The sequence below is a fragment of the Anabaena sp. AL09 genome, assembly GCF_001672255.1.
Taxonomy (GTDB): domain Bacteria; phylum Cyanobacteriota; class Cyanobacteriia; order Cyanobacteriales; family Nostocaceae; genus Dolichospermum; species Dolichospermum lemmermannii.
On the sequence record NZ_LJOQ01000019.1, the window covers coordinates 40789 to 50917 of the forward strand.

Sequence of the window (10129 nt, forward strand, 5' to 3'; positions counted from 1 at the left end):
GCTTGAGCTAGGTTGCATAATCCCTTATGCTCAACCATTACACCTTTAGGTTTACCTGTTGAACCGGAAGTGTAAATTACATTCGCTAGATGAAAAGCCGTCACCCCACTGGTAGGATTATCTTGATTATTTTGGACAATTTCTTCCCATATCTCATCCAAACAAACAAGCTGCGCTTGATGCGATTGTAATTTGTCCAGGAGTGACTGTTGGGTTAATAGTACCTTCACCTGGGCATCTTCAAGGATAAAGCTCAAACGCTCTTGGGGATACTCTGGGTCAAGTGGTACATAAGCCCCACCCGCTTTGAGAATTGCAAGTAGTCCCACAATCATCTCCAAAGAGCGCTCCACACAAATACCCACCAGTACATCCGCACCCACACCCAAAGACTGCAAGTAATGCGCCAACTGGTTAGCGCGACAATTCAACTCATCATAGGTAAGTTGTTGCTCTTCAAATACCACCGCCACAGCATCCGGGTTGCGCTCTACCTGCTCCTCAAACAACTGATGAATGCACAAATCATGGGGATAGTCTACTTGTGTATCATTCCACTCAATTAATAACTGCTGCTGCTCAACTGCTGTCAACAGAGGTAATTGGGAAATCCGCTCAAAGGGATTCGCTACAATTCCCTCAAGTAGTGTCACAAAATGACTCGCCATCCGCTCGATGGTGCTGCTATCAAACAAATCAGTGTTATATTCCCACACTCCCACCAGTCCAGTCCCTGTGTTCTCCATTGCTAAGGTAAGATCAAACTTGGCAGTTGTGTTTTCTACGACCAATGGACTAACAGTTAACCCAGTCAGTTCTACTTGAGAGTTAGGCGTATTCTGGAACACAAATGCCACCTGGAATAGGGGTGTATGGCTGAGGTTTCTTTGGGGCTGTAATGCTTCCACCAGCATTTCAAATGGCAAATCCTGATGAGCGTAGGCGGACAGCGCCATTTCCCGAACACGCACCAGTAACGATGAGAAACTAGGATCTGCCGATAAATCAGTCCGCATCACTAAAGTATTGACAAAAAAGCCAATTAACCCTTCTATTTCGCTGTGATTGCGGTTAGCAATTGGTGTCCCCACCAAAATATCTGATTGTCCGGTATAGCGGTAAAGTAATGTATCAAACCCTGCCAACAGCGTCATGAACAAAGTTACCCCTTGTTGCTGACTCAGTTGCATTAAGCCTTGAGTTAATTCCACAGAAAGTGCAAACTCTTGATACGCGCCAACGAATTTTTGCACAGCAGGTCTGGGTCTGTCGGTGGGAAGGGACAATAAAGCTGGTGCGTCTGCTAGTTGTTGTTTCCAGTAACTCAATTGGCTTTGCAGTACCTCCCCGACTAACCACTGTCTTTGCCAAATTGCAAAATCGGCGTACTGAATCGGTAGTGGTGCGGCATTGGCAGACTGACCTTGAGCATAAGCATTGTAGAATGTTGCCACTTCCTGAATAAACACACCTATTGACCATTCATCACTGACAATGTGGTGCATACAAATTAACAATATGTGTTCTGTCTCGGACAGTACGACTAATGTTGCTCTCAGTAGGGAACCGCTGGCCAAGTCAAAGGGTTGAATAGCCTGTGTAATTGCCAATTCCTGTGCAGATGTTTCTTGCTCAAATCTTGGCAGATGTTGCAATTCAATTACTGATAGTTGCCAATTCCTGACTGTTTGAATGATTTGAGTGGGTTTTCCATCAATGGTGATGAAGTTGGTGCGTAACGCTTCATGGCGATGAATAATTTCTTCTAAGCTTTGTTCTAGGGCTGCAACTTCGAGAAATCCTGCTAGACGCAAAGCTAAGGGTATGTTGTATAAGGAACTGTTGGGCTGTAACTGGTCTAAAAACCATAACCGTTGCTGGGCATAAGACAATGATAATTCTGCATTCTCTCCCCTTGGTAAAATTGGTGGTACTGTGATTTCTAAGTTTTGTCGCTGTGATTGCCCAATCAGATCAGCTAATTGGGCAACTGTCGCTGCTGCAAACAGGCTTCGCAATGGTAGTTCTACTTGGAAGTGGGAACGGATGCGGGATACCAGTTGCGTTGCGAGTAGGGAGTGTCCCCCAATTTCAAAGAAGTTATCATGAATGCCGACTTGCTCCACTTTCAACACTTGCGCCCAAATCTGTGCCAGCATTTCTTCGGTGGGGGTGCGTGGGGCAACATATTTATCTGTTCTGTTGCTGGATAAATCTGGTGCTGGTAGGGCGCGACGGTCTACTTTGCGGTTTGGTGTTAGTGGGAGAAAGTCCAGAAATACGAAAGCCTGGGGCACCATGTAAAGAGGCAGATTCCTAGAGAGGAATTGACGCAGTTCGCTAATTGTGGGTATTTTTTCGGGATATGGTACTACGTAGGCAACTAAATATTTATCCCCTGGGGTATCTTCGCGGATGATCACACAAGATGTCTGCAGATCAATATATTGGTTTAGTACCGCTTCAATTTCTCCCAACTCGATGCGGAATCCCCGAATTTTTACTTGATTGTCGATGCGTCCAAAGCACTCAATATTACCATCTGGCAAATAGCGGGCTAAGTCCCCGGTTTTATAAAGTCGGGAACTGGAGACTAGGGACTGGGAATTAGCTAGAATTTCTGCCCCGCTGCTGGGGCTGAAGGGGTTGGGAATAAATTTGTCCTCCGTCAGTTCTGGGCGGTTGAGATAACCTCTTGCTAAACGAACACCACACAGGTGCAGTTCACCTTTGACTCCCACTGGTACTGGTTGCAGATGACGGTCAAGGATGTAGGCTTGTGTATTGGCAATGGGACGACCAATTAGCACTGAGTTGGCTGTTTCTGATTGAGGATGGAGTAGGTCATGGACTATGGCGGTTACAGATGCTTCCGTAGGACCGTAGACATTTAGACAATTGACGCGATCGCCTACTACTTGTCGCCATATTGTCACTGTTTCTAGGAGAACTGCATCTCCACCCACCGCCACTAACCGCAGACTTGGCGGTACGGTTGCATTGTCTTGAGATACAGCTACTGCCCATTCATGCCAATAGGCTGGAGTAATATTTAAGACGCTGAGACTTTCTTGGGCAATAAATTGGCTCAAGCTGGCAAAGTCAGGGAACATTTGTGTGGGTCTTAATACCACCGTTGCGCCTTTGTACCAAGTGGGGAATATTTCTTCCGCCGCTACATCAAAGCTGAAGGACGCAAATTGCAACACACGATCTGCGCTAGTTAGGGCAAATACTTCACTAATTGCACTGCTATGGTTAACTAAAGCAGCATGAGTCAGCATCACGCCTTTGGGTTTGCCGGTAGACCCAGAAGTGTACAATAGACAAGTTAAGTTTTCTGGTTTGACCTCACTGACCGGATTTGCTGGACTTTGATTCGTCAGCATCTCAGATTCTGTATCTAAGACAATGACTTTTACTCCTTGTACTGGTAGAGAATTGAGCAATTTTTGCTGTGTGATCAGCACAGAAAATTGTGAATCCTCAGATATGTCAGCTAAACGCTGCTGGGGATAATCAGGGTCGAGGGGGACATAACCGCCACCGGCTTTGAGGACGGCTAACAATGTGACGATGATGGATAGCGATCGCTCCAAATAAATCCCCACCAAAACTTCTGGTTTTACACCAATATCTTGTAAGTAGTGTGCTAATTGATTAGCTTGGGTGTTCAACTCACCATAAGTTAATTGTTGATTTTCAAATATTACTGCTACTGCATCTGGGGTAAACTTAACCTGCTGTTCAAACAACTGATGGATACATTTATCTTGGGGATAATCGGCTTGAGTATCGTTCCATTCTACAAATAACTGGTGTTGCTCAACTGCTGTTAGCATTGGCAATTGGTCAATTCGCTCGCTGGGATTCGCCACAATTGCTGCCAGGATTGTGACAAAATGACCCGCCATCCGGGCGATGGTGCTATGGTCAAACAAGTCGGTGTTGTACTCCCACACTCCCACCAGTCCATTACCTGTGTTCTGCATTCCTAAGGTCAGATCAAATTTTGCCGTTACGGTTTCTATTGGTAATGGACTGACAGTTAACCCAGTCAACTCTACGGTCGCTAGGGGATCATTTTGGAGGAGAAAATCTACCTGAAACAGTGGTGCATGGCTGAGGTCGCGTTCTGGCTGCAATACTTCCACCAACATTTCAAAGGGTAAATCCTGATGAGCATAAGCATCCATTGCCATCAACCGAACACGAGTGAGTAATTCCGCAAAACTGGGATTACCTGATAAATCAGTCCGTAAAACTAAAGTATTGACAAAAAAGCCAATTAACCCTTCTATTTCACTACGATTACGATTAGCAATTGGTGTCCCTACTAAAATGTCTGATTGTTCTGTGTAGCGATAAAGTAGGGTATCAAAGGCTGCCAACAACATCATGAACAACGTCACCCCTTGTTCCTGACTTAGTTTTGTCAGTTTTTGACTTAACTCAACAGAGAGTGCAAACTCATGATATGCCCCAGCGGTGGTTTGCACAGCAGGTCTGGGTCGGTCTGTGGGGAGTGATAATAGGGTTGGTGCATCTTTTAGTTGTTGTTGCCAATAACTCAATTGGTTTTGTAATACATCCCCGGCTAACCACTGTCTCTGCCATAAGGCGAAATCTGCGTACTGAATCGGCAGTGGTGCGAGATTGGCAGGCTGACTTATTGAATAAGCATTGTACAGGGTCGCTAGTTCTTGGACAAACACCCCCATGGACCAGCCATCAGAGACAATATGGTGCATACACACTAAAAATAGATGCTCTGTTACAGACAGCACTACTAATGTCGCTCTCACTAATGCTTGTTTTTCTAGGTCAAAGGGTTGCAGAGCTTGTTGTTGTACTAATTGCTGTGCAGCTATTTCTTGTGCAGTTGTCGATAAATGCCTCAAGTCAACAACTGCTACTGTCCAATTTGTTGCTGTTTGAATGATTTGTCTTGGTTGTCCATCAACTGTAATTAAATTGGTGCGTAAGGCTTCGTGGCGATGAATAATTTCTTGTAAGCTTTGTTCTAAGGCTGCTTGATTGAGAGTTCCTACTAGACGCAAAGCTATGGGTATGTTGTATAAGGCACTGTTCGGCTCGAACTGGTCTAAAAACCACAGCCTATTTTGAGCAAATGATAATAGTAATTCTGCATTCTCTGCCCTTGGTAAGATGGGTGGGGAAGTTAGTTCTAAGTCTTGTTGTTGTAAATGCTGAATCAATGGCATCAATTCGGCTATTGTCGGTGCAGCAAATAACTCCCGCAATGGTAGTTCCACTTGGAAAATGTTGCGGATGTGTGAAACCAGTTGTATTGCTAGGAGTGAGTGTCCACCGAAGGTAAAGAAGTTATCTTCTATCCCCACTTGCTCTACTTTGAGGACTTGCGCCCAAATTTGTGCCAGCATTTCCTCAACTGGAGTGCGCGGGGCTACATATTTGTGTTTGAATTCCCTGTGTAAATCTGGTGCGGGTAAAGCGCGGTGGTCGATTTTACCATTGGGAGTTAGTGGCAGAGAGTCTAAAATGACGAAAGCATTAGGTACCATGTATTCTGGTAGTTTGGCTTTTAGGAATTGTCGCAGTTCACTAACTGTCGGTGTCACCTCTTTTTGTGGCACGATGTAACCAACTAGGCGTTTATCCCCGGTTATATCTTCGCGGACAATGACGCAAGATGCCTGGACATCGCCTAGTTGACTTAGTACTGCTTCAATTTCTCCCAATTCAATGCGGAAGCCACGAATTTTTACCTGATTGTCGATGCGTCCCAGGTATTCAATGTTGCCATCTGGCAGATAACGGGCTAAGTCCCCAGTTTTATATAATTTTGAATTTTGTCCGCCTTTGGCGTTTCTGTAGGGTATTTTAAATTTTGAATTGTCAAAGGGATTGGGGATAAATTTCTCTTGTGTCAATTCAGGTCGGTTGAGGTAGCCTCGTGCTAACCCCGCACCACCGATGTGCAATTCTCCTGGTACACCAACGGGAACTAGTTGCAGATATTCGTCTAAAATGTAGATTTGCGCGTTGGCGATTGGACGACCGATGGATATTTTCTGATCAACATCAGTACATTTTGCTACTGTAGCACAGACACTGGCTTCTGTCGGACCATAAGCATTGAAGAAATTTCTTCCCACAGACCATTGTTTTATCAGTTCAGCAGCACAAGCTTCTCCACCGACAATTATTGTTTGCAACGCCGGGAGTTCTTCCGTCGGCAGAACTGCCAGTGCTGATGGTGGTATGCATAATCCCTTATGCTCAACCATTACACCTTTAGGTTTACCTGTTGAACCGGAAGTGTAAATTACATTCGCTAGATTAAAAGCCGTCACCCCACTGGTAGGATTGTCTTGATTATTTTGGACAATTTTTTCCCATATCTCATCCAAACAAACAAGCTGCGCTTGATGCTCAGGTAGTTTGTCCAAGATTCGTTGTTGGGTCAGCAGTAGAGAAACTAAAGTATCTTCGAGAATATATTGTAAGCGTTCTTGGGGATACCCTGGGTCAAGCGGCACATAAGCGCCACCCGCCTTGAAAATGGCTAGTATTCCCACGATCATCTCTAGCGATCGCTCTACACAAATACCCACCAATACATCTGCTCCCACTCCCAATGAGCGCAAGTAATGTGCCAACTGGTTAGCGCGACAATTCAACTCGTGATAGGTAAGTTGTTGCTCTTCAAATACCACCGCCACAGCATCGGGTGTCCTCAAACACTGCTCCTCAAATAACTGATGGATACACTTATCTTGGGGATAGTCTACTTGTGTATCATTCCACTCAATTAATAACTGCTGCTGCTCAACTTCTGTCAGCAGAGGTAATTGGGAAATTCGCTCAAGGGGATTCGCCACAATTCCCTCAAGTAAGGTGACAAAATGACCAGTCATCCGCTCAATAGTGCCTGTATCAAACAAGTCAGTGTTATACTCCCACACACCAATTAGTCCAGTACCTGTGTTCTCCATTGCTAAGGTAAGATCACACTTGGCAGTTACACTTTCTACTACCAATGGACTAACAGTTAATCCAGTCAACTCTACTTGAGAGTTAGGAGCATTCTGAAGGCCAAACACTACCTGAAACAGCGGTGTATAGCTGAGATCCCGTTCTAGCTGCAATGCCTCAACTAGCATTTCAAAAGGTAAATCCTGATGAGAGTATGCATCCATTGCCATTAACCGAACACGAGTCAGTAATTCACTAAATCGAGGATTCCCTTCCAAGTTGGTACGCATTACCAATGTATTGACAAAAAAGCCGATTAATGCTTCTATTTCACCGTAATTGCGGTTGGCTATAGGAGCCCCTACCACAATGTCTGATTGTCCTGTGTAGCGGTAAAGTAGGGTATCAAATGCTGCCAACAATGTCATGAATAGTGTTACTTCCTGCTCCTGACTCAGTTTTGTCAACTTTTGAGTTAACTCAACTGAAAGTGCAAACTGTTGATGTGCGCCTACGAAGGTTTGCACAGCAGGTCTGGGTCTGTCTGTGGGTAGGGATAATAACGCTGGTGCCTCTTTTAGTTGTTGTTGCCAGTAACTCAATTGGCTTTGCAGCAAATCCCCTTGCAAAAACTCTCTTTGCCAAATTGCAAAATCTGCGTATTGAATTGGTAATTGCTCTAACGGTGTTCGCTGACCTTGAGCATAGGCATTGTACAGTGCCGCTAGTTCATGGGCAAACACACCCATAGACCAGCCATCACTGACAATGTGGTGCATACACACTAATAGTAAGTGTTCTGTCTCTGATATTACTACTAATGTCGCTCTGACTAAGGATTCACTTGCCAAATCAAAGGGTTGAATCGCTTGTTTTTGTGCCACTTGCTGTGAAGCACTTTCTTGTTCGGTGCTAGATAAATGCTGCAAGTCAACAACTGATACTGTCCAATTTATTTCTGTTTGAATGATTTGTGCTGGTTGTCCATCAATTGTCATGAAATTGGTGCGTAAGGCTTCGTGACGATCAATAATTTCTTTTAAGCTTTGTGCCAAGGCTGCTCGATTGAGAGTTCCTACTAGACGCAAAGCTAAGGGTATGTTGTATAAGGGACTGTTCGGCTGTAACTGGTCTAAAAACCACAAACGCTGTTGAGCATAAGATAGTGGTAATTCTTCATTATGATTTTGCATTCTTTTTCCTTGGTAAGATGGGTGGTACTTTTAGTTCTATGTTTTGTTGCTGTAACTGCTGAATCGATGGTGCTAATTCGGCAACTGTCGGTGCCGCAAATAAACTACGCAACGGTAGTTCTACTTTGAAGCTAGTGCGGATGCGTGAAACCAATTGGGTTGCTAGTAGCGAGTGTCCGCCAAGTTCAAAGAAGTTGTCATGAATCCCCACTTGCTCTACTCTCAGGACTTTTGCCCAAATTTGTGCCAATTTTTCTTCAACGGGAGTGCGGGGTGCGACTAAACTCTCTTCTATTCCTGCGCGTGATTCTGGAATGGGTAGGGAGCGACGGTCTATTTTGCCATTGGACGTGAGGGGTAAAGACTCCAAGATGACTATTGCATTTGGTATCATGTAATCTGGTAACTTTTCCTTGAGGAAGCTACGCAGTTCTGCTGTTGTGGGAGCTTGTGCCACTTGCGATACTACGTAAGCTACCAGACGTTTGTCGCCCGGTTCATCCTCCCTGACTACCACTACACTTTCCCAAACGGCTGGATGTTGTGCCAGTAATCCTTCAATTTCGCCCAACTCAATGCGGAAACCACGTATTTTTACTTGCTGGTCAATTCGCCCTAAATACTCTAACTCGCCATTGGGCAAATAACGGGCTAAGTCTCCTGTTCTATAAAGGCGTTCTCCTCCCTTACTTCTTTGGAAGGGGTTGGAGATAAACCTTTGTCCTGTGAGTTCGTCACGATGGAGATAGCCACGAGTCACCCCCTCACCACCAACGTACATCTCCCCTGGAACTCCAATCGGTACTGGTTGTAAATGCTGGTCTAGCACATACACTTGTAAGTCGGGAATCGGACGACCAATGACACTAGCTGTGCGATTTAAATCGTCAAGGCTCAGTGGACGATAGGTTACGTGTACAGTAGTTTCCGTAATCCCGTACATATTCACTAACTGCGGTTTCTGGTCGCCGTGGTGCTCAAACCAGGGTTGCAAACTCTCGAGTTCCAGAGCTTCTCCACCGAAAATTACTAGGCGGAGGTTTAAATTACTCATTCCGATTGACTGTTCTGCTTGAATTAACTGGCGGAAGGCTGAAGGCGTTTGATTGAGAATTGTGACTTGCTCTTGAGATAATAATTTATAGAAAGATTCAGGCGATCGCGTCAATAGATACGGCACTACTACCAGTCTTCCACCATAAAGCAATGCACCCCAAATTTCCCAAACAGAGAAGTCGAAGGCATAGGAGTGGAACATTGTCCACACATCTTGAGAATTAAATTTATACCAAGAGTTTGTGGCGGCAAACAGACGAGTTACATGATGGTGGTTGACTAAAACACCTTTAGGCTGACCTGTAGAACCTGAAGTATAGATGACGTATGCCAGATTAAGCGATGTGGCAGTATTGACAGGGTTGGAGTTGCTGTTTTGGGTAATTTTTTCCAATTCGGTATCTAAGCAGACAAGCTGTGCAGTATGGGCTGGTAGCTTGTTGACTAATTGCTGTTGGGTCAGTAGCACTTTCACCTGAGTGTCTGTGAGGATGAAACTCAACCGTTCAGTTGGATAATCTGGGTCAAGCGGCACATAAGCCCCACCCGCCTTGAGAATACCCAGTAATCCCACAATCATCTCCCAAGAGCGCTCCACACAAATACCCACCAGCACATCGGCTCCCACACCCAAAGACTGCAAGTAATGCGCCAACTGATTAGCTCGACAATTCAACTCATCATAGGTAAGTTGTTGCTCTTCAAATACTACCGCTACAGCATCTGGAGTCCGTTCTACCTGCGACTCAAATAACTGATGAATACACTGATCAACAGGATAATTTACCTGAGTATGATTCCACTCAATTAATAACTGCTGTCGCTCAACTTCTGTTAACAAAGGTAATTGGGAAATCTGTTCCAGAGGATTAGCCACAATTGACGAAAGTAGTGTCAGAAAATGACCAGTCATGCGCTCA

At 44.9% G+C, this 10129-nt stretch carries 1 pseudogene (cut by a window edge); it reads right to left on the reverse strand.

Annotated features, from left to right (window positions below):
- A pseudogene (locus AN490_RS03490) lies at window positions 1-10129 on the reverse strand (amino acid adenylation domain-containing protein); its annotated part reaches 67 nt to the left of the window's first position; the annotation flags it as partial.